At 46.5% G+C, this 20,409-nt stretch carries 20 protein-coding genes; 16 read left to right on the top strand and 4 right to left on the bottom strand.

Annotated features, from left to right (window positions below; all coding sequences use genetic code 11):
- Positions 1–325 precede the first annotated feature (325 nt).
- The 7 genes from IEX98_RS12270 to IEX98_RS12300 all read left to right on the top strand — a co-directional run bounded on the left by IEX98_RS12270 (position 326) and on the right by IEX98_RS12300 (position 7,329).
- On the top strand, positions 326–967 hold the full coding sequence (locus tag IEX98_RS12270) for a helix-turn-helix domain-containing protein (protein ID WP_229692144.1): 642 nt from the start codon (positions 326–328) through the stop codon (positions 965–967).
- Between the two features lie 239 nt (positions 968–1,206).
- A complete protein-coding gene (locus IEX98_RS12275) occupies positions 1,207–2,418 on the top strand; it encodes a GNAT family N-acetyltransferase (protein ID WP_188889486.1) in 1,212 nt (403 codons plus the stop codon).
- 190 nt (positions 2,419–2,608) lie between these two features.
- The gene (locus IEX98_RS12280; RefSeq protein ID WP_229692146.1) at positions 2,609–3,304 is read left to right on the top strand and encodes a FadR/GntR family transcriptional regulator; all 696 of its coding nucleotides are present in this window, start codon (positions 2,609–2,611) and stop codon (positions 3,302–3,304) included.
- Between the two features lie 47 nt (positions 3,305–3,351).
- Positions 3,352–4,572 carry a CynX/NimT family MFS transporter gene (locus IEX98_RS12285; RefSeq protein WP_188889488.1) on the top strand — a complete coding sequence of 407 codons (1,221 nt, stop codon included), beginning with the start codon at positions 3,352–3,354 and terminating at the stop codon, positions 4,570–4,572.
- Between the two features lie 154 nt (positions 4,573–4,726).
- Complete coding sequence (locus tag IEX98_RS12290) at positions 4,727–5,290, top strand: TetR/AcrR family transcriptional regulator (protein WP_188889489.1); 564 nt, start codon at positions 4,727–4,729, stop codon at positions 5,288–5,290.
- Positions 5,291–5,364: 74 nt separating this feature from the next.
- Positions 5,365–5,817, top strand: a complete 453-nt coding sequence (locus IEX98_RS12295) for a MarR family winged helix-turn-helix transcriptional regulator (protein ID WP_188889490.1) — start codon at positions 5,365–5,367, stop codon at positions 5,815–5,817.
- A gap of 72 nt (positions 5,818–5,889) precedes the next feature.
- Positions 5,890–7,329: an FAD-dependent oxidoreductase gene (locus IEX98_RS12300; protein ID WP_188889491.1), complete on the top strand. Its 1,440-nt coding sequence runs from the start codon at positions 5,890–5,892 to the stop codon at positions 7,327–7,329.
- 59 nt (positions 7,330–7,388) lie between these two features.
- Here the strand turns inward: IEX98_RS12300 and IEX98_RS12305 are convergent, their stop codons facing one another.
- Together IEX98_RS12305 and IEX98_RS12310 are read right to left on the bottom strand one after the other, a co-directional pair.
- Positions 7,389–8,675 (bottom strand): DHHW family protein, encoded by a 1,287-nt coding sequence (locus tag IEX98_RS12305; RefSeq protein ID WP_188889492.1) that lies wholly within the window; start codon positions 8,673–8,675, stop codon positions 7,389–7,391.
- 20 nt (positions 8,676–8,695) lie between these two features.
- On the bottom strand, positions 8,696–10,105 hold the full coding sequence (locus tag IEX98_RS12310; RefSeq protein ID WP_188889493.1) for an MBOAT family O-acyltransferase: 1,410 nt from the start codon (positions 10,103–10,105) through the stop codon (positions 8,696–8,698).
- A gap of 433 nt (positions 10,106–10,538) precedes the next feature.
- On the opposite strand from IEX98_RS12310, the gene IEX98_RS12315 reads away from it, so the two are divergent.
- The 3 genes from IEX98_RS12315 to IEX98_RS12325 all read left to right on the top strand — a co-directional run bounded on the left by IEX98_RS12315 (position 10,539) and on the right by IEX98_RS12325 (position 12,268).
- Positions 10,539–10,808, top strand: coding sequence for a CD3324 family protein (locus tag IEX98_RS12315; RefSeq protein WP_188889494.1), 270 nt, complete (start codon positions 10,539–10,541; stop codon positions 10,806–10,808).
- A gap of 151 nt (positions 10,809–10,959) precedes the next feature.
- Positions 10,960–11,514: an adenylyl-sulfate kinase gene (gene cysC, locus IEX98_RS12320; RefSeq protein ID WP_229692176.1), complete on the top strand. Its 555-nt coding sequence runs from the start codon at positions 10,960–10,962 to the stop codon at positions 11,512–11,514.
- A 25-nt stretch (positions 11,515–11,539) separates the two neighbouring features.
- Positions 11,540–12,268: a Stf0 family sulfotransferase gene (locus tag IEX98_RS12325; protein ID WP_188889496.1), complete on the top strand. Its 729-nt coding sequence runs from the start codon at positions 11,540–11,542 to the stop codon at positions 12,266–12,268.
- Between the two features lie 138 nt (positions 12,269–12,406).
- Here the strand turns inward: IEX98_RS12325 and IEX98_RS12330 are convergent, their stop codons facing one another.
- A complete protein-coding gene (locus IEX98_RS12330) occupies positions 12,407–12,994 on the bottom strand; it encodes a sugar O-acetyltransferase (RefSeq protein ID WP_188889497.1) in 588 nt (195 codons plus the stop codon).
- A gap of 183 nt (positions 12,995–13,177) precedes the next feature.
- Between IEX98_RS12330 and IEX98_RS12335 the strand changes: the two genes are divergently transcribed.
- From IEX98_RS12335 to IEX98_RS12350, 4 genes are read left to right on the top strand one after another with little or no spacing between them, the layout of a single operon-like run.
- Positions 13,178–13,795 (top strand): DUF1349 domain-containing protein, encoded by a 618-nt coding sequence (locus IEX98_RS12335; RefSeq protein ID WP_188889498.1) that lies wholly within the window; start codon positions 13,178–13,180, stop codon positions 13,793–13,795.
- Positions 13,792–14,358, top strand: a complete 567-nt coding sequence (locus IEX98_RS12340) for a flavin reductase family protein (RefSeq protein ID WP_188889499.1) — start codon at positions 13,792–13,794, stop codon at positions 14,356–14,358. Before IEX98_RS12335 ends, IEX98_RS12340 begins: the two co-directional genes overlap by 4 nt.
- A gap of 14 nt (positions 14,359–14,372) precedes the next feature.
- The gene (locus IEX98_RS12345) at positions 14,373–15,404 is read left to right on the top strand and encodes an ROK family protein (RefSeq protein ID WP_188889500.1); all 1,032 of its coding nucleotides are present in this window, start codon (positions 14,373–14,375) and stop codon (positions 15,402–15,404) included.
- A gap of 22 nt (positions 15,405–15,426) precedes the next feature.
- Positions 15,427–16,665, top strand: coding sequence for an MFS transporter (locus IEX98_RS12350; protein ID WP_188889501.1), 1,239 nt, complete (start codon positions 15,427–15,429; stop codon positions 16,663–16,665).
- Between the two features lie 264 nt (positions 16,666–16,929).
- On the opposite strand, the gene IEX98_RS12355 is transcribed toward IEX98_RS12350, so the two are convergent.
- Complete coding sequence (locus IEX98_RS12355) at positions 16,930–18,432, bottom strand: phytoene desaturase family protein (RefSeq protein ID WP_188889502.1); 1,503 nt, start codon at positions 18,430–18,432, stop codon at positions 16,930–16,932.
- Between the two features lie 333 nt (positions 18,433–18,765).
- Between IEX98_RS12355 and IEX98_RS12360 the strand changes: the two genes are divergently transcribed.
- On the top strand, positions 18,766–19,863 hold the full coding sequence (locus IEX98_RS12360) for a glycosyltransferase (protein WP_188889503.1): 1,098 nt from the start codon (positions 18,766–18,768) through the stop codon (positions 19,861–19,863).
- Entirely contained in the window at positions 19,860–20,354 is a 495-nt protein-coding gene (locus IEX98_RS12365; RefSeq protein ID WP_188889504.1) for a glycosyl-4,4'-diaponeurosporenoate acyltransferase CrtO family protein, read from the top strand. The genes IEX98_RS12360 and IEX98_RS12365 overlap by 4 nt, the downstream gene beginning before the upstream one ends.
- Positions 20,355–20,409 lie beyond the last annotated feature (55 nt).

The raw sequence follows: 20,409 nt of genomic DNA on the forward strand, positions 1-20,409 counted from the left end.
TCGGACAAATTTGCTTCCGCACAGGACTGCTTTGCAAATTTTCAATACCAAGGTTTATTATAAAAGAAACCGTAACAGCCAAAAGGGGAGCTCCCGCATGAACTTTACTTCTTTACATCCCTATGTGTATCTAGCGACTCGATATCCGTTTTACAAAGGACAGTCCAGCTCACCGCGGATCTGCTACACCAGCTCCATTTATTTAATCAGCGAAGGATATGGGACGTTGATTAGCCGTGGACAAAGCAAGAGATTAGGCCCAGGAGCACTCGTATATATGCCGGCTGGTCAATTACATGAGTAGCTGGCTGATTCGCAGGAGCCAATGGTGCATTTATGTTGTTACTTTGACTGGCATTACATAGACCGGGAGCATAAATTTGATACAGCTTGTCCCGTATGCTACCCGCCCCAGCCGTTATTGGAGGAGCTTATTGGGCCGTCGTTCCCGTACCCGCTTCCCGAAATTACCATGTTAGAATCATTGCGAGTCTGGGAAGATCTGTTTCAGGACTTTTATAAAAATGCGAATTTTACCAATGAACAGACCTTCATGCGCAGCCTGACGATTCAGCGGAACTTTCAAGTCTTTATTGATTATTTTCTGAACAGCCAGTTGAAAGAACAGCAGATTCCAGACCGGAGAATTACTCACATACTAGAAATTATGGAACATGATCTTTTGCACGACATCCCTAAAAAAATTGAAGTTTATTACAAGAGTTTGAGGATGAGCCGCGCACATTTCTTTGAACTGTTCCGTCAATCGACAGCTTGCTCCCCTGTCCAATATATGCAACGTTTTCGAATAGGGAGGGCAAAGGAAGATTTGTTACATACCACGCTAACCATTACGGAAATTGCAGAGAAATATCATTTTAGCTCCGTCCATTATTTTTCGCGACTTTTCCATAAGGTAACAGGCCAATCTCCGGCTCATTACCGATCGCAACATACAGAGAAATAGCTGTCAGGTTTTCATCCAACAGGTTAAGCTAATGCCCATAAAAGAACAGCGATTTCCGGTCAATTGGATTTGCCGCATTATAATCGGTTACAATTGAATTAGGTCACGGAATTAATTTTGTCTTAATAAATCCAACTTATAATAGAAGCAAGGAATAAATTGGAACTAAGGTCTTGTTTGAGATAAGGCGATGAATTTGAATGTATGCCAAATAGCGAAACTACAGAAAGGGATAGGATATGAGCAGGAAAAAACAGTTAAAGATAAAGAAGGTCGGCGTAGAGCATCTTAAGCAATATAATCAATTATTGCGTTACGTGTTTCAAGTGACATATCGTGACTTGCATCAAATCGGCTGGGAAGAGGATGAAATTATTCGTGCCAAATCGCCAGCCTTGGAGCAAGCCGATGTGCTGGGCTGGTTTGACGAGGACAAGCTTATCTCGCAAGCTGCCGTTTATCCGCTGCAAGTGCGTATTTTTAATCAAACCTACGAGATGGGCGGACTTACTGGGGTTGGTACATATCCGGAATATGCAAACCAAGGATTGATGCATAAATTGCTGTATCAGGCTTTGGAAAATATGAAAAATCGGGGACAATCGATATCGTTTCTTTTTCCATACTCCATTCCTTATTATCGCCGCAAGGGCTGGGAGATCATTTCCGATAAAATTACGTATGAGATTAATGATTATCAGCTTCCTAAAAACAAGCAGGTTGCCGGGGAAATCGTGCGTGTCACGGTAGAGAGTGATCAGGTGAAAAAGGCGTATGAACGGTTTGCGATTCGTACACATGGTGCCTTACTACGAAATGACGTATTGTGGAATGAGTATTGGCTATGGGAGTCGGATGATATTATGGCTGCCATTTATTATAATGAAGATGATGAGCCGGACGGGTATGTGCTTTACCGCATAGCGGATGAAGTATTTCATATCAAGGATATGATATTCGTTAGTGAAGAGGCGCGCAGTGGTCTGTGGAATTTCATTAGTGCTCACTTTTCCATGATCTCTAAAGTCATCGGGAATACCTATACAGATGAACCCTTAGCATTCTTATTAGAGGATGCGGATATTAAGGAAACGATCTCGCCTTATTACATGGCCCGTATTGTGGATCTGGAGCAGTTCATTGTGCAATATCCATTCAAAACAGATACGACGGATCGTGAATGGACGTTTATGCTTGATGACCCTATGCTGACCTGGAATCAAGGGGTTTTCAAGTTAAGCATTACGGCCGAAGGCAAAGGTGAGGTCGTTCGAACATCAGAGAAATGTAATGACCGAATTGATATTCAAACCTTGACTACGATGCTCATGGGCTATAAAAGACCAGACTATCTTCATAAAATCGGGCGTATTTCCTGCTCTCCTGAGACGGTAGATATGCTGGAGGATGCAATAGAGCAGCAGACTCCTTATTTTTCGGATTATTTTTAATGGCTGGTAATTGCTGAATCAGAATAACGCATGAAGAAAATAAATGAAGGACATCCTTTACGAGCAGTTATCGTAAGGGAAGTCCTTTATTTTTTTATATGCTGTATTTAGTCCAACTGCTCACAATGGTTTACAAATGCTGATTTCTATGATATTGTACCAATAAACCAAACATCCTACGTTTAAGAAGGTGAGATTATTGTTAAAGCAGACCAATCGTATGACCTTGGTCGAACAGGCAGCCGAGCAAATGGAGAAGTTAATTGAATCAGGCACATGGCCTGTAGGGCAAAAAATTGCTGCAGAGCAAGAACTGATGGAGCAGCTGCAAATCAGCCGTAATACGCTGCGGGAGGCCGTGCGCGCGCTTGTTCATGCCGGGCTCTTAAAAACAAGGCAGGGAGATGGGACCTACGTTGTATCTTCCAGCAAACTCGGCGTCGTTCTGCAACAGCGGATTGAACAGACGGAGCTGCTCAAAACGTTAGAAGTCAGGTATGCATTGGAGCGGGAAGCGGCCAGACTGGCTGCCATACGCCGCGATGATGATGATATTGAGATTCTGCAGCAGCGGATTCAGGATTATGAGCGCGAGGCAGCGGGTGGCGATCATGATGCTTTTGTTGCTGCTGATATTAAGCTGCATATCGCGATCGTAGCAGCAGCACATAATGATTTGCTGAATGAATTATACATGCATGTGATTGATGCGATTACCCTTACGATTCAGAAATCAGGGTGCTATCCGGATCAGAATGAGGATTTCCTGCTTTCGCATAAAAAGACGGTTCAAGCCATTATTGAAGGGAACATCAGCGCTGCTGGTGAGGCTGTCACACAGTATATTGAAGTGTCAAAGTCTTCACTGGGCTATGAAGAATCATAAAAAAATATAGATAAACCCGGCCGTCCAATGCCGGTATTGGAGGAGTTATGAGTACAACTGCACAACAAGCCATCGCACACAAAAAACTTGAACAGCAAAAAGCAAGCTGGCTGAATTGGCCGCTGCTTATCAGCTTAATTATATTAGCAGCCAATATGCGTGCACCCATTACAGGTGTCGGCTCGCTGATTGGCGACATTAAGGGTGATTTGAGCATTTCTAACGGATTGGCTGGCGTTATCACCGCTATGCCGCTCATTGCTTTTGCGCTGCTGTCGCCTTTTGCCCCTAAGCTGTCTCAACGGTTTGGATTAGAGCGGGTGCTGGCACTTTCAGCTTTAACGATTACGGTTGGTATTATTGTCCGCTCCTTAGGCGGAGTTTTCCTATTAATGCTCGGAACGATACTGTTCGGTATGGCGATCGCCGTATGTAATGTATTGCTGCCAAGCTTGGTTAAGACGGCATTTCCAAGTCAGCTTGGATTAGTTACTGGTTTTTATACAGTGGCGATGAACCTATGCGGCGCACTTGCTTCCGGGGTCAGCGTTCCCCTTGCTCATTCCATTGGCCTTGGATGGCGGGGCTCGCTCATGATATGGGCAGTACTAGCCGGTACAGCAACTATTTTGTGGCTGCTAAGATCCAAGGAAGCTGCAGGCGCACAAGCTGGAATCTCAGCGATGAAAAAAGGAAAGTCGCTTTGGCGCAATAAGCTTGCCTGGAGCATTACACTGTATATGGGCCTGCAATCGATGGTTTTTTACGTCATTGCAGCATGGCTGCCTGAAATTTTGCAGGAACGCGGAATAGGAGCAGAGCAGGCGGGCTGGATGTTGTCCTTTATGCAATTTGCCATTATGCCAGTCACCTTTATCGTACCGATTATTGCAGGCAAGTTGAAGGATCAGCGGGGGATTGTCGGGATCATTTTTGTCCTGCTGCTTGGAGGGCTTATCGGATTGATTTATGGCAGTAATACGATTGCCTCATTCAGTACGATCATACTTGGCATAGGCAGCGGAGCAGCATTCAGTCTGGCCATGATGTTCTTCACGCTTCGCTCCAACCATGTGCAGGAAGCAGCGGAGCTGTCAGGAATGGCGCAGTCTGTCGGCTATATGCTGGCAGCGTTAGGACCAATTGCGTTTGGGGTGCTGCATGACATTACTCATTCTTGGACTACCCCGCTGTATACTCTAATTGTTGTTATTGTGTTTATATTAAGCTTTGGACTTATAGCAGCTAAAAATCGTACTGTTCAATAAGCGAAGCCGAACATGCTAGTCATTCCAGGCAGGGAGAGGATCAATGGTTCAATTGATTCGTCTCCCTGCCTTTGTTAAAATGAATAAGGTTGACGTTTGCAACAATTAAATATATTATGAATAGACCAGTCTATATAATATTGAGGGTGATACGATGAAAAAAGATTCGAGAGATACCATTCTATCGACAGCCACCCGTTTATTTCAACTTCAAGGTTACAGCGCTACGGGGCTCAATCAGATCATTAAAGAAAGCAATGCTCCTAAAGGCTCTTTATATTATCATTTTCCTGGCGGGAAAGAGCAGCTGGCTGTCGAGTCAATAAACAAAATGGCTGGAGTTATTGCTGACCTAATTACAAGCGATTTTGCTGAATACGGTAACGTGGTGGAAGCCATTCAGATTCATATTCGAAAGATCGGAGAAGGCTTTGACGATATTGAGCATATTGAAGGCATCCATATTGGTCTAATTGCGGCAGAGACAGCATTGAAAAGCGAACCGTTAAGGCAGGCATCGAAGAATGCTTTTGACCTATGGATATCCATTTATGAACAAAAATTGATCGAAGATGGCTATGGGGAAGAGAGAGCTGTCCAATTATCTGTTCTCATTAACTCCCTGATTGAAGGCTCGATTACGCATGCACTCACTTATAAGAATGGAGATGCCTTACGTAATGCTGCAGACTTCATCCCGGTATTGCTGAAGAAATAGTTTTACTGTTTCTTTCGGAAATAACTTGCAATATGCAAGTTAAAATTGTATAACAATAACAGGAGGTGAAGGCGGTGGACAACAGTAATCCCAGAGAATTGCTTCAGGTCACAGCCCGGCGCTTTGGCTTGTTGAATAAAAACTGCTGTACAGTTGGCGACAACGAGGTTTCACTCATTCAAAGCCATATTTTATATGAAATTGACCGGCAGCATGAACCGTCGATGCAGCAAATTGCGGATTCTCTAGGAATGGATATTACGACATTTAGCCGGCAAGTTCAGACACTGGTGAAAAAAAACTTAGTCAAAAAAATGGCATTGCCGGAAGACCGCAGAGTTTATATTTTGCATTTAACGGAAGAAGGCCAGTTTGTTACCGCGTCAATTGATCATATGATGGATGATTATTTGAACGAGGTATTCTCATTTATGAATGATTTTGAGAAAGAGACGGTTATCCGGTCTCTGAAGCTGTTGAATGAAAGCATGCTTAAGTCAAAGATGTGCTGTACGCCGATGGGGTGAGAAAGTCACCTCATTATTATGAGTTAATAGTTGCATTATGCAAATAAATATAAACAAAATGGAGGATATGCTATGAAATCCATTCACATCACGCAAACGCAATCCAATTCTTGTTGCACACCTGCTCCGGTGAAACAGGTCGAGCGCGAGAGGGAGAGTCATACTAGCAATAAATCGCTGCCGGTACTCGTCATAGGCGCGGGTCCTATAGGATTGGCTGCAGCAGCCCACTTGGTAGAACGCGGAGAGGATTTTATTTTGCTGGAAGCTGGAAAACAAATTGGTCAGCATGTAACAGAATGGGGTCATGTCCGGTTGTTTTCCCCATGGCAGTATAACGTGGATAAAGCAGCTGTTAAATTATTGTTTGCACGGGGCTGGAGCGCTCCGCCGAAAGAGGAGCTCCCCACTGGCCAGCAATTAGTGGACCTATACTTAAAACCGCTATCACAACTGCCTGCCATCCAGTCCCGGCTCTATCTGAACATGAAAGTCGTCGCCGTCAGCAAAAAAGATACGGACAAAATGAAATCGGCCAACCGCGAGCAGTTGTCTTTTGAGGTGTATGCGGAGGAGGCAGGGGGCAATCTCATCCGTTACGAAGCTAGGGCGGTCATCGATGCGACAGGAACTTGGGGTCATTCCAATCCGTTGTACGCAAGCGGTGTTTGGACGAATGAAGAAAGGTCGTTGTCCGAGAACATCTATTATGGCATCCCCGATGTGAAAGGGGCGGAACGAGATCAAGTGATCGGCAAGCGTATTGCGGTTGTCGGCGGCGGGCATTCCGCGCTAAACACATTGCTGGATCTCGCCGATTTGAAGGCATCTAATTCAGCGACCGAAATCATCTGGATTATGCGAAAGAACAGCTTAGAGGAAGCCTATGGCGGTGAACAGAACGATCAGCTTGCGGCAAGGGGGGAGCTTGGCAATCGCATTCATCAACTGGTGGACGCCAAACGAGTAGAAGTGATTACCCCATTTCGAATTCAATCAGCATCTAAGCTAAACGGGAAAATTAGTTTAACTGGTGTGCGGAAGGAGGAAGCTCTAGTAATCTCCGATTTGGATAAAATAATCGTGAACACGGGCAGTCGGCCAGATTTCTCTTTCTTAAGAGAGCTGCGGCTCAGCATGGATCAAGCGACGGAAAGTATAGATACGCTCGCACCGCTCATTGATCCGAATGTTCACAGCTGCGGTACAGTCCGGCCTCATGGGGAACTAGAATTACGGCATGCTGAAAAAGGTTTTTATATTGTAGGAATGAAAAGCTATGGACGTGCCCCGACATTTTTGATGGCGACTGGCTATGAGCAAGTCAGGTCTGTAGTAGCCTATCTGGCAGGCGATCTGGAAGCAGCATTGAAAGTGGAGCTGGATTTACCGGAAACGGGCGTGTGCAGTCTTGCTAATGCTTCTATTAAAGGCGAGGAGAGCTGCTGCACGGCAACTCCAAGCGTTGCAGATGAACAGCTAACTAATAAGACGAATAAATGCTGCAGTTAATTGAAAAGCCAGGCTTCATCTCACAGGAGAAGAAGCCTGGCTTTTTATCGATTGGCATCTTACTGCCCATTCGTCTTTTCGAAATCATACGTCCCGCTGAACAGATTATCGTCATGGAAAGCGATGATTAACATATCGTAATGCCGGCTTGTTAATATCTTCTTCAGGCTGAACTCTGAATAATAGCGGTTGTCGAGAACCGTTAAATGATTAAAGCTTTGAGCAAAATAGGGAGTTAGCGGATTCATAAAAGAATCTTTGAGTAAGAGGACATTAAGGCTGTTGTTAGCCTTATCGTTCTCGTAAATGATTTTTTGTCTATCCCCGCCATATATGGTGCCGTAAGAATAAGTGCTTCTTCCCGGTTTGAAGCCATAAAAATCCTGGAAGCTTGCGACCGTTTGTTTGCCGTCTTTATTAAACACTTCGAAATGTTTAAACGTAAAAGGTGTCTTGGGCTCATAAATAATGGTGCGGTCAGCTTTTTTAGCATTGACGGCAAAATTAACCTGTGAGTTATAGCTGCCTTCGAAGCTGCCTGATGTTAATTGCGAGGTGCGGATTTCATTGAGAGACATCGGCTTGCCTTCGAATTGAGCAGACTTGTTCGAGATTTGAGTGATCATTTCCTGATAGGCGGTAAAGGCGCCTTTCATATTCCAATGATGATCGGTTTCCAAGTACAGCTCTTCCAACTGGGCATTCGAGAACGTATCGAATACATCTCCAATATTAATGACATTAATGGTCGGGTCGAGTTTAGACAAGAAGTACTGTTTGGATTGCGCGTAAGCGTCGGTCTGCATATATTCCGGATAAAGATGCATCAGTGCCTTGGTTCTCGAAGGATTAAAGACGAAGAACGTTTCGGTACCTTGCTCCTCCGCGAATGCAACGGCATCGTTTAACTTGGCGGTCGAGGTATCGATATGATCCGTATGAACGACTTTGTCCGTTGACGGCAAAATCCACTTGTTGTTGGTGATGACGAGCTTGGACACAATTCTCGAATCTTTAATTTTAGTTCCATCCCCGGGCGTTTGCATTTTATTGGTGTGCAGCAGATTCTCGAATAACATAGCATTGAACATTTTTGCGTTTTGTTGATCTTGGTAAAGACGAACCATATCGTCTCGCAAAACCAATTGATCATTGACGTATAGATTCATATCTTCGAAGAAAGTCCGGGTTGTAAAGGCTGCGAGACTAATCGACGGAAAATGGCTTAAACTTCTATTTTCGCTAACCGAAACGCCTTTATCGGGCGATAGGATGCTAGCCATTCCGAAACCAAAAATAACAGTTGAAAAGACAATGATATATACGATAGATAGTTTTTTATTCACAGCGTTACTCCTTCTAGCCATTAGAACCTAAAGTACAAGAATGGGTTGTAAGTCGAATTGATCAAATATAAAATCACTTCTGCGAACAGGAAAAAGTAGAACAGCAAAGCTCCGATATTTCGGAATCCCATGATCGATTTACTAAACGTCAGCTTTCGCAGTTTTGGGAATACCGGTGTGGCCACCACTATCGCAATTGCAAAATAGAACCAATTCAAGGACAACAAAGACAATGCTTGTGAATCGAATAGCTCCAGGCCGCGGGTAGCGAACATGGTATGAATGTACGAAGCTGCGTAGCCAAAGTTATCGGCCCGGAAGAACACCCATCCAATCATGACGAGCAGCAGCACAATGACATGGTTTAATGGATAGATTCGGGCAAGCAGCCGTTCAAGCCCTGCTTTTTCCAGCGCGATTAGTATGCCGTAATAGAGTCCCCAAGCGATAAATGTCCAGCTGGCGCCATGCCAGAATCCGGTCAATGCCCATACGATAAATAAATTGCGATAGATTTTCCATGGTGTAACTCTGCTTCCGCCCAGTGGAATGTATACATAATCTCGGAACCAGCTGCCGAGCGAGATATGCCAGCGTCTCCAAAATTCAGAAATGCTCTTTGATATATAAGGGTAATTGAAGTTTTCGGCAAATTCGAAGCCAAACATTTTAGCTAGTCCAATAGCCATATCGCTATAGCCGGAGAAATCAAAATAGATTTGCAATGTATAAGCAAGGATGCCAATCCAAGCGCTTCCGGTGGAAAGATCCATCGTTGAAGTAGCGAACACCGTATCTGCGGCAAGCCCGAGAGGATTGGCCAGCAGTATCTTTTTCGATAAGCCTAGAATAAAGCGTTTAATTCCTTCGGCGAATTGAATGGAAGAAAAGACGCGTTTACGAAGCTGCTCGGCGACAGCGTTGTAACGAATAATCGGACCTGCGACCAGCTGCGGGAAAAAGGTAATGTACAGCGCCAGACGGAATAGATTGCGCTGCGCCTTCTCTTTATTTCGATAGACATCTATTAAATAACTAAGTGCATGAAACGTGTAAAACGAAATGCCGATCGGTAAGGGCACCGGTTCCAAATGAACATTCGTGTGCAGTGCCGCATTCATTACATCAACAAAGAAGTTTGCATATTTAAAGAAGCCGAGAAGTCCAATGTTGATTATGATTGCAGAGGTTAATACGGCGATTCGCTTCTTCTTATTGTCATGCTCAGCTCTATCGACCCAAAGGCCAAAACCATAGTTCATGAGAATGGAAACGATCATTAGCACGACATACCGAGGCTCGCCCCAGGCATAGAAAACTAAACTGAAAATCAATAGAATCGTATTTTTGAATTTGAACGGCACAGCAAAATAGAGTGCAAGAACAAGAGGCAGAAAGAAAAATAAAAAAATAACCGAGCTAAAAACCAAAATAAACTTCTCCTTATGCAGCAATTATAGTAGTAGGGGGCGTAATCTTCATTACACGGCAAAAAAACCGAAAGCAGAGGACATTGTCCTTATCTTTCGGGTCAAAGTCTCAAATATTCCAATAATAGGGTTGGTTGGTCATTGCAGTATATCAATAATATACACACTTGTAAAACGTATTGAAACATTTGGAAAGGAATTGAGGTGCTGGGAATCGAATACACATTTGAAGCACGCAGGGAGAGGTGGGGAATTTCAATGTCTGAGGATAAAGAGAACAAGCTCTATGCAAAGTCTACACGATAAACAACGGCGGTTGTTTGTATAGAGCTGAAGAGTAGAAGACCGCCATCTCATCCAGAAGGATGGAACCGGTTTATATGGAGACTTTGCTACCTTAAAATTCATCTTATTTTTAAGGAGTAGAGTAATCATGAAATATGTAAATGCAGATATGATCTTGCCTGAACCATTGCTGAAGGAAATCCAAAAGTATATACATGGTGCCGCGATTTATGTGCCTAGACCTGAAGGGGAAAAGACGGGCTGGGGCGTAAAATCAGGCAGTAGACAATATATCCAGCAAAGAAATCAATCCATTCGCCGGACTTTTACGGAAGGCGCAACGATTGATCAACTGGCAGACCAATATTTTCTGTCCTGTGATAGTATTAAAAAAATTGTGTACCGTAAGTCGAATTGAATCGTGTACAGGAACTAAAGACCGCATTGGATGCAAATCCATTGCGGTCTTTTTTAGGCAAAGAACTAATCATACTTGTTTATTGCATAGGATTGCTTCGTATGGGTTGGTACAATTAACCTCACATTCCAGGAAAGGAGGGATGTGTGTGATGCAGAGAGAGATTATAGAGAGCTTGAACGGGCATAAGGGCGGGGTCGTCTGGTTCACGGGGTTGCCCGGCTCCGGGAAAACTACGATCGCAAATCGGGTTCAAGAAAGATTGCTGCAATCGGGCATTCGATGCGTTGTGCTGGACGGTGATCAATTAAGGAAGGGACTTAATCGTGACCTTGGTTTCTCAGAAACGGATCGGCTGGAAAATCTTCGCCGGGCAGCAGAGATTGCCCAATTGTTCGTAGAAGCGGGAATGTTCGTGCTGGCTCCATTTATTACGCCAACGGATTCTTGCAGGGCAGTGGTCAAATCGTATGTCAAGGAAGAGGATTACTCGGAGCTGTATGTAAAGTGCTCGTTGGATTCTTGTGTACAGCGAGATCCGAAGGGCATGTACAGTCTGGCGATAGCGGGAAAATTGCCTCAGTTTACAGGGATATCTGCACCTTATGAGCCACCGGTTAATTCGGATCTAGTAATCGATACGGAATGCTGTGAATTACAGCAGTGCGTCGACATACTTGTCCAATTTGTACAATCCAAACTGTAATGAAAGTGAAAGAGGAGGAAGATCTATGAAGCCTGAATTAAGCTATACGATCTGGTTCTCGCAACGAACCGGAAGCACTTTGCTGAATAAAGCGCTGGCATCAACAGGAATAGCAGGTGATCCATGCGAATGGCTGCATTTCCAGCACCGGGACCCGGCAACATTTAAACGTGAGGATCTTGAACTGATTTGGAAGCAAGGAACGACGCCAAACGGCATATTTGGCATCAAAATCAATTATGAACAGAGATGGGTGGACGCATTTCGCACGATGTTCGAGCTCCCTAATGAAACGCCAAATGCTGAGGTTTGGGGGACCGCATTTCCGAATTGCACGAAGCATATTTATATGACTCGCCGCAACAAGGTAAGAATGGCCGTATCCTGGTGGCGCGCCATCGTTTCTGGGGAATGGCACCGCGGCTACGGAGAGAAGCCGATGGACTATGACTTTAATGATCAATATAATTTTGACGCTATCAATCATCTGCTCGTCGACGGTTCAATGTGCGAGGCTGCTATTGAAGACTTCTTTACAGAGTCCGGTATCGTGCCATTAACAATTGTATATGAAGATTTTATTCTCGACTATGAGGGAACGGTCTTGCGTGTATTGGAGTATCTGGGGCTTCCGACGGATGGAGTGAACATCGCTCCGCCATCCTTCGACCGGCTGGCTGACGAAGTATCAGAGCAGTGGGTGCAAAGGTTTCGCGAAGAGCGGCAGAAGGATTGGGAATTTGTGAAATGGTAACGACTCGCTGCAATGTCGCTGTTGTTGCCAGAGTGATCATCTGCGTTACGTTATATGATTCTGCTTAGCTAATAGAGAAGAGGCTGCCGGTACACTCGGCAGCCTCTTTTCTCATTACAACAAATATAGAAGCCTGCATTAATCTCTCCAATATTTCTTCTTATCTTCCTCAGTAATCGGCCGGATAACGCGGCACGGATTTCCTGCAGCGATAACGCCGGAAGGAATGTCCCGGTTAACGACGCTGCCTGCACCAATGACGGTGTTGTCACCGATCGTCACTCCAGGCAATACTACGACGTTGCCGCCGATCCATACATTGTCACCGACAGTAATAGGGTAGGCGTATTCTAAGCCTTCATTTCGCTGCTCCACATCGAGAGGATGACCAGCGGTGTAAAAACCGCAGTTCGGGGCAATAAAGACGTTATTCCCGAACGTGACTTTGGCTCCGTCCAATATTGTGCAGTGATGGTTGGCGTAAAAATTGTCGCCAATCTCGATATTGTATCCGTAATCGCACCAGAACGGCTGTTCAATAAGAAAGCTGTCACTCGTCTTCCCAATCAGCTTCGCAATAAGCGCTTTACGTTCTAGCATATTGGAGGGACGCAATTGATTATAATCGTAGCAGTTGTCTTTCGCCCAGTTTCGTTCGGCAATCAGTGAAGCATCATAGTTCGCATCATAGAGCAAGCCTTTGCTTGCCTTTTCCTTCTCGTTCATGAAGAGACCTCCAGTTGTGTCTAGTTCCTCTTGAAAATATTGCTTGACAATTCATCCGGCAATCCTTATATTCCTCTTATCCTAACCATTTTTAAAAACCTTTTAAAAAGTATTCAGTTTCTATCATACCGAGATTTGAACGTAAACCGCAAGTGAAAAATATGAAACCTGGAGGACGCAACGATGACGCAGATAAGAACGGATTGGGATAAAGGAACATGGATGAACTCGCCTTTGTCGGCGCGAGTAGAGGGCGATCATTTGAAGGTTATAGCCGAGAAGGGCAGAGACTTTTGGAAAAAGACGCTTTACGGTTTTGAATTTGAGGACGGTCCCGCGTTATTGGCAGAATGGGATCCCAACTCCGCGGTAGAAGTGTCGTTTCAGTTAAACACCTTCAATGAGCTCTATGATCAGGCTGGCATTATGATGTATCACGGGCCGGAGCAATGGATCAAGACGGGTATTGAGTTTAATGATGGCATTCCCCAGCTTGCCGTAGTCGTTACGGATGGCTATTCCGACTGGTCGCTTTGTCCTGTGCCGGATTGGGCCGGGGAAGAGGTTACGCTCCGTGCCTCGATTATGAAGGATGCGGTTATCATCAGAGCACGTACGGAGAACCATCCATGGCGGACGCTTCGTGTCGCTCGTTTTCCATACGAAAGCGGCAACCAAGCTGGCCCTTACACCTGTGCGCCGAAGCGGGATGGATTTGAGGTTACTTTTACACGCTGGAGCTTTACGGAACCGGATCAAGATCTGCATGTCGATCCTCCAGTAAAAGGGGCTTTCGTATGAGAGTCCCGATAGATGACGAGGTTATGCATACGTACCCGGGTATGGTTGCGGTCGTGACGTCACGATTCAACGGAAAGCAGAACGTTATGGCTTCTGGTTGGCATACGTACATTGGGTCATCACCCGGGATATACGGGATATCGCTTCGCAAGGAGACGTATAGCTATTCGTTAATTGAACAAAGCGGTGTATTTGGCGTTCATTTTTTGCCGGCCAGCTCCTCGGAAGTGATTCAAGCCGTCGGAACGTTCAGCGGACGGGATACCGATAAATTCGACAAGTTCAACATCCGCTATGAAGAGGGGCTCAAAGTGGATATTCCCGTGCTGTCAGATGCTTACTTTGCTTATGAATGCAAGGTGATGAATATCACAACCTATGGTGACCATGAATGGATTGCAGGTGAAATCTTGCAGCGCTATCAGGACAAAGATTGTTTTCTGGAGGACGGGTTGCCTGACTTTAGCCGGGTAGAAATTCCGCTTTACTTGGGACGTTCTACGTATCGGACGCTGGACCAGCGCACCGAGGTGAAAACGCATCCGCTCTATGTCAATAAATAGAGGGAGAGGATGGCATGAGCCAAATCACGAATAACTCGATCCGGGTCAAAAAAATTAATCAGGAACTGATCAAGCAGGCGCTGAAGCTGATGAAGGAAGGCACGAAGTCGATGATTGCAAGCGCCACTGGCTTAAGCGTAGCGACCTGCGGCACGATTCTTAATGAATTTCTTGAAACCGGAGAAGTTATTGAAACAGAGATGGAGCAGCCGAACGGAGGCAGGCCGGCAAAACGTTTTATTTATAACGCCAACTTTGCCTATATCGCTTGTATTTACTTGAGTTCGGAAGGCGGTCAGCATTCTTTGACCTATACGGTAGCGAACCTGTACGGCGAAGCGGTAGATACCGGTTTTATTGAGGTGGAGCTCGCAGACGCTAACGCGATTGAGCAGCAAGTCGAGGAGCTTATTGCCAAGCATACTGAAATTAAAGCGGTCGGAATTGGCATTCCGGGTCTCGTTCATCAAGGGGTTATTAACGTTTGTGATATCGCCGAGCTGATTGATATTCCTCTTGAGGCAAGGCTGCGAGAGCTATTTGAGGTTGAAGTTACCGTCGACAACGATATGAATTTAACGGTATACGGTTTTTTCAAACAGCAAAACTATGGTGAAGACAAGACGATTGCTGTGGTCACGTTCCCAAGGAATAACTTCCCGGGGGCGGGCATGATGATTGACGGTCATATTCACAAAGGGACGACTCAATTTGCGGGAGAGGTTTCTTTCTTGCCCTTCGGTATTTCACGCGAGGAGCAGTGGAGGCAATTCCATGATGCAGAGGCTTTCGTTCCGTTAGCAGCCAAGACGATTATGTCGATCATTGCCGTTATTAACCCGGAGACCGTCGCAATGACGGGAGAGCTGGTGAACGAGACGCATATCGAAGGAATTCTCAAGCTATGCAAGGGAGTTATTCCTGATGAGCATATGCCGCAATTGATCGTCTTGGAACATCCGCATGATGACTATATGAATGGATTAATTGCTGTCACCCTTGAAAGCTTGAGCTACAATCTTCAGCTAGTAGAGAAACGGCGTTAAGATGTAAGGAGAACTTAGCGTAATGGCACATTCGCTCAACACGAGACAAATACATTTATGGCGTATTGCCATCTATTTCTTTTTCGCGCTTCCTGGATTCTCGACAGCGACATGGATATCGAGGACACCTACGATCCGGGATGCATTAGGCGCTTCTACGAATGAGATGGGCTGGATTATTTTTGGTTTAGCAACAGGCTCTATTATCGGACTGCTTGGCGCGAGCCACTTCATTGCCCGCTTTGGCGGACGCTTCGTTATGGTAAGCGGCTTGGCCATTGGTTCAATCGGACTGATTACAGTAGGCTTAGGCGGCTCATGGCTGGCACAAGGAGTCATGGTATTCATCGGCTTGGCTATATTCGGTTTCGGCAATGGCATATGCGACGTTGCGATGAACGTCGAGGGAACCGAAGTCGAGCATGCGGCTAAGAAATCGCTGCTAACTGGTTTTCATGCCGCCTTTAGCGCCGGTACGTTGATTGGTGCGATTACCGGAGCCGTTGCGATTAAAGCCGGTATACCTATTCATATCCATCTTGCCTTCGCTGCGATTATCGTCGTGCTCGCAATTATTTATCTCTATCGTATGGTTCCTGCTGGCACGGCACAGGACAACAAGACCGATTCTGGCGAACCGCCAATGACAACAAGAGAGCGTATGGCGGTATGGAAAGAGCCTCGTACGATATTAATCGGTATCGTCGTTCTAGGCATGGCCTTTGCCGAAGGCTCGGCAAATGACTGGCTGCCGCTCGTCATCGTGGACGGCTATAACGTGACACCGGCTACCGGATCTTTCGCTTTCGGCATATTTGTAGCGGCGATGACCATTGGACGTGCACTGGGAGGCAAACTGCTTGACCGGTTCGGCAGAGTTGCCGTTCTGCGGACTTCCGCGCTGCTTGCCGTTGCGGGATTGCTCATCGTTATTTTTGGAAAAAGCTTCGGGTTTGCTGCCATTGGCGTCGTTCTTTGGGGCTTTGGGTCCGCATTTGGATTTCCTGTAGGTCTGTCAGCGGCAGGAGACAATCCTCGCGGAGTCGCCGCTCGAGTAGGGGCAGTGACCACACTCGCTTATTTCGCTTTCTTGGTCGGTCCGCCCGTCTTAGGAATTATCGGGGAGTCGGTGGGGCTGCTTCGTGCTTTGCTTGTTGTCCTCGTAGGGGTGACGATTGCCGGTTTATTGTCACATGCTGCTAAACCGATTGGTCAACAGGAGTTGCGCGAAAAGCCGAGTGACGTTTCTCTACATTCGTAAAACAAGAACAAAATGTAAAAGTACAGGTTGATAAGCCCAAAATGATCTAAAGAAGCGTTCAAAATGCAAAAGTGCTTGAAATCGCTCGATTTTAATCTGTGGAGCCGGTTTAGGCCAACTAAAATGCACTTTAGCATTTTGATACGATAAATCGTCGAAAAAACAGCTGACAACCTGCAGATTTACATTTTGATTGGTAGCTGAACCACTGCCATTAGCAAGTTTAAAGAAGGGGCAAGCCATAGGCTTGCCCCTTCTTTATCGTTACAGAGCTTCCTTCACGGTTGACGCTCTGTCCTTGATCAGATCGGCCGTCAATTGGCCGGATAATACGACCATCGGCACGCCGCCGCCGGGATGTGTCGAGCCGCCTACGAAATACAAATTGTCGAGAAACTCGCTTTGGCTAGGCACCTTAAAGCCGCCGTTCAGCTTGCGGTCGGTAACGACACCGTAGATCGAGCCGCCATTGGAACCATACAATCGCTCCAGATCATCGGGAATAAAGCGGTACTCGAACTCGATATGCGCCCGTATGTCCTGTAAGCCCATCCGCTCCAGCTTGTTCAGCACGATCTCGCGGTATTGCTCCTGCATGTGCTGGAAGCTTTCACCCGGTCGAAGCGGAGGGACATGCGTCAGCACGAACAAGTTTTCTTTGCCCGTCGGCGCTTGTGTAGGATCTGATTTGCTGGAGACGCCGATATAAACGGTCGGATCGTCTGAAGCGATGCCCTTCACGAAGATATCGTCAAACTCTTTGTCGGGATTTTCCGAGAAGAAGAAATTATGGTGCAGCAGCTGCTCATATTGCTTGTCTACACCTAGCAGCAGGACAAGCCCAGAGACGCTAGGCGCATACTTGTCTAGTTTCTTCAATATCGTATCCGCTTTGGGATGCTGATTCAACAGCTTGCGATGAACAGGGATCGCTTCCATATTGGAGACGACCAGATCGGCAGGGATGACGGTGCCGTCCAGCAGCGTGACACCGGCAGCTTTCGCCCCTTTGACATTAATTTGCACAACCTCTGACTGGGTGCGCACTTCCACGTTCAGCTCGTCCAGCAGCTTCAACATGCCCGATGCGATATGATGCATGCCGCCTTCGACATAATAGATGCCGAGCCCCATCTGCACATGAACCAATTGAGAGAGCACTGCAGGGGCAGCGTAAGGCGAAGAGCCGATATACATAATGAAGAAATCGAACAATTGACGCAAATGCTTGTCGGTAAAAAACTTGCTCGTGCTATGGTGCATGGAACGCAGCGGGTCCATCGCCAAGAGTTCCTTCAGGCTATGAAGGTTGCGCAGGTCATTCAAGCCGGAGAGGCTTTTATCGAAGAAGCTCTTCGTACTCAGTTCATACATCTGCTGACAGTAATGCAAGTAGTTGAAGAAGCCGGCGGCATCCTTAGGAGAAATACGGTTCAAGTGCTCCAGCATCGTCGGTATGTCCCCTGAAATATCCAGTGATACGCCGTCCTCGAAAAAAGTACGCCACTGCGGTTCGACGCGAACCAAGGTCATATAATCCTCCAGCTTGCGGCCCGCATCGGCGAATAGCTTCTCCAATACCCATGGCATCGTCAGGATCGAAGGTCCTGTATCAAAGCTGTATCCTTTGCCGGTTCGAAGATTTAACTTGCCGCCGGCCCGTTCGTTTTTCTCCAGCACCGTCACATGATTGCCGTCCGATGCCAGCCGGATAGCTGCGGACAACCCGCCGAGCCCGCCGCCAATAACGACGATTTGTTGACTCATTCTATACCCTTCCTTTCTTCATCTAAAAGTACTTTTGCTAAAAAACCGCATTTGAGTAAATTAGCTCGTCTGCTTTGCATATGATTGCACAAAGTGTTGCGAGCATGATGCGATCTGGATGCCAGCTTAGCCGATACCGAGAACGAGCAATTAATTTGTGATTCAGGAAATTTTTTACTTTAAAATTATAACCAGTGGGGAATAATTGAAACATGAGATATCCATACTCTGGAAAAAAGGAGGAAGTCAGATGCTGCAAGGCTATGTACGTTATTCCTCATGACGCTGACTTTACTATGGATTGCCGCCGGTTGGTTGAGCGGTTGGTTTCTTATGAAGCACATGAAGGAGCTGGATGCTTCCCGGCTAACTGGAAGGATCAACAAGTCTGGAGGAACGAATAAGCGAAGCGGATTTAATCTAGCAGTTTCGCTCCCGAGCGTATCCGTCATTATTCCTGCACGTAACGAGGCGTTCAATCTAGGCGCATTGCTTCACTCGCTCGCCGTACAAGACTATCGCGCGTTAGAGGTAATCGTCGTAGACGACGGTTCTGAGGACAATACAGCGGAAATTGCCTTACAGGCCGGTGCAAGGGTGATAACGCCCGGCCCGCTGCCGTTAGGCTGGTTCGGCAAAAGCTGGGCTTGCTGGAATGGAGCGAACCATGCCAACGGCGAGCTGCTGGTGTTTATCGATGCCGATGCCATATTGGACAGCAGGGCTCTAGGACGATTGGCTGCTGTATATAGGAGTGAAGCGGACAGCGGATTGCTCACGGTACAGCCCTATCATCGCATGATAAAGAGCTATGAGAAGCTATCAGCCTTTTGCAATCTGGTTGTTCTTGCCTCCATTCATGCGAACGACGGCCGGGCCGGCGGATTTGGCCCTTGTGTCGTATGCACGAAGGAAGCCTATTTCCAAGCCGGTGGTCATCGTATAGTAAGCGGCAAAGTGCTTGAGAACCACGCGCTGGCTCAACGATTTCAAGCGATGGGCATGCCGGTACATAATTACGGAGGCAAGGGGCTAATCTCCTTCCGGATGTACCCGGACGGGATTCGAAGTTTCCTTGCAGGCTGGTGCAAAAGCTTCTCGTCAGGAGCAGCCGCTACTCCGCCGCTACGCCTAACCGTTATTGCGCTTTGGATTGCGGGAGCTGTATCTGCTGTCCTGCTATGGTTCAAGGTAGCCAGTTATTTAGAAGCTATAATCGCAGCAGCCATTTACCTGGCCTATGCCATTCAGCTATATCTCCTTCTTCGAAGGGCGGGTTCCTTTGGACTAGCGACGGCGATATGGTTTCCGCTGCCGCTGCTGGTATTTCTGTATATTTTTATCCGGTCATGGGTGCAGACGTTTGTAGGCGGGCGAGTGCAGTGGAAAGGGCGTACGTTATCGACGAAAAAGGAGCGCAGCCGATTGTGAGATTGTGGATGTTAACACCCGCATGGACATTGTTCGTCAATATCGGCGCATGGCTTGTGATTCACCTGGGCGTATCTTATTTATGTCTAAAGCTGCCAGACTGCTGGTTTGCAAGAACGGGCAAGGACTCATCATCCCGGCGAGAAATGGAATCGCGCGAGCTGCGCGCCTACAACCGCATCGGTATCCGGTTATGGAAGGATTGGCTTCCGGAAGGCAGCGTTCTATTAAAAGAAGCATTTTCCAAACGAAGCTTAAGCTCTCGTCATCCGCACTATTACGATAAATTTGCTCTGGAAGCTTATCGGGGCGAATGGACGCATTGGTTGTGCATGGTGCCTGCTCCGCTATTCTTCTTATGGAACGAGCCGTTGTATGGCTGGGCTATGGTGGGCTATGCAGTTGCTGCGAATCTCCCTTTCATAATGGTACAGCGCTATAACCGGTTCAGGCTGGAGCGAATTATTGTTCATTATAGAAGCAGAGAGTGATGCAGCAGGTCATCATAAAGGGCTGTGAAGCAAGCAGTCATAAATTAGAGAGGCG

It is taken from the genome of Paenibacillus radicis (ex Gao et al. 2016), assembly GCF_014641555.1.
Classification (GTDB): domain Bacteria; phylum Bacillota; class Bacilli; order Paenibacillales; family Paenibacillaceae; genus Pristimantibacillus; species Pristimantibacillus radicis.

Bases quoted from the DNA above. Each gene is read 5' to 3' on its own strand.
- IEX98_RS12330 (WP_188889497.1), bottom strand. From the start codon at position 12,994: ATGAACGAGAAGGAAAAGGCAAGCAAAGGCTTGCTCTATGATGCGAAC.
- IEX98_RS12315 (WP_188889494.1), top strand. From the start codon at position 10,539: ATGAAATATGTAAATGCAGATATGATCTTGCCTGAACCATTGCTGAAG.
- IEX98_RS12285 (WP_188889488.1), top strand. From the start codon at position 3,352: ATGAGTACAACTGCACAACAAGCCATCGCACACAAAAAACTTGAACAG.
- IEX98_RS12355 (WP_188889502.1), bottom strand. From the start codon at position 18,432: ATGAGTCAACAAATCGTCGTTATTGGCGGCGGGCTCGGCGGGTTGTCC.
- IEX98_RS12300 (WP_188889491.1), top strand. From the start codon at position 5,890: ATGAAATCCATTCACATCACGCAAACGCAATCCAATTCTTGTTGCACA.
- IEX98_RS12340 (WP_188889499.1), top strand. From the start codon at position 13,792: ATGAGAGTCCCGATAGATGACGAGGTTATGCATACGTACCCGGGTATG.
- cysC (WP_229692176.1), top strand. From the start codon at position 10,960: ATGCAGAGAGAGATTATAGAGAGCTTGAACGGGCATAAGGGCGGGGTC.
- IEX98_RS12325 (WP_188889496.1), top strand. From the start codon at position 11,540: ATGAAGCCTGAATTAAGCTATACGATCTGGTTCTCGCAACGAACCGGA.
- IEX98_RS12350 (WP_188889501.1), top strand. From the start codon at position 15,427: ATGGCACATTCGCTCAACACGAGACAAATACATTTATGGCGTATTGCC.
- IEX98_RS12290 (WP_188889489.1), top strand. From the start codon at position 4,727: ATGAAAAAAGATTCGAGAGATACCATTCTATCGACAGCCACCCGTTTA.
- IEX98_RS12360 (WP_188889503.1), top strand. From the start codon at position 18,766: ATGAAGCACATGAAGGAGCTGGATGCTTCCCGGCTAACTGGAAGGATC.
- IEX98_RS12345 (WP_188889500.1), top strand. From the start codon at position 14,373: ATGAGCCAAATCACGAATAACTCGATCCGGGTCAAAAAAATTAATCAG.
- IEX98_RS12275 (WP_188889486.1), top strand. From the start codon at position 1,207: ATGAGCAGGAAAAAACAGTTAAAGATAAAGAAGGTCGGCGTAGAGCAT.
- IEX98_RS12270 (WP_229692144.1), top strand. From the start codon at position 326: ATGGTGCATTTATGTTGTTACTTTGACTGGCATTACATAGACCGGGAG.
- IEX98_RS12335 (WP_188889498.1), top strand. From the start codon at position 13,178: ATGACGCAGATAAGAACGGATTGGGATAAAGGAACATGGATGAACTCG.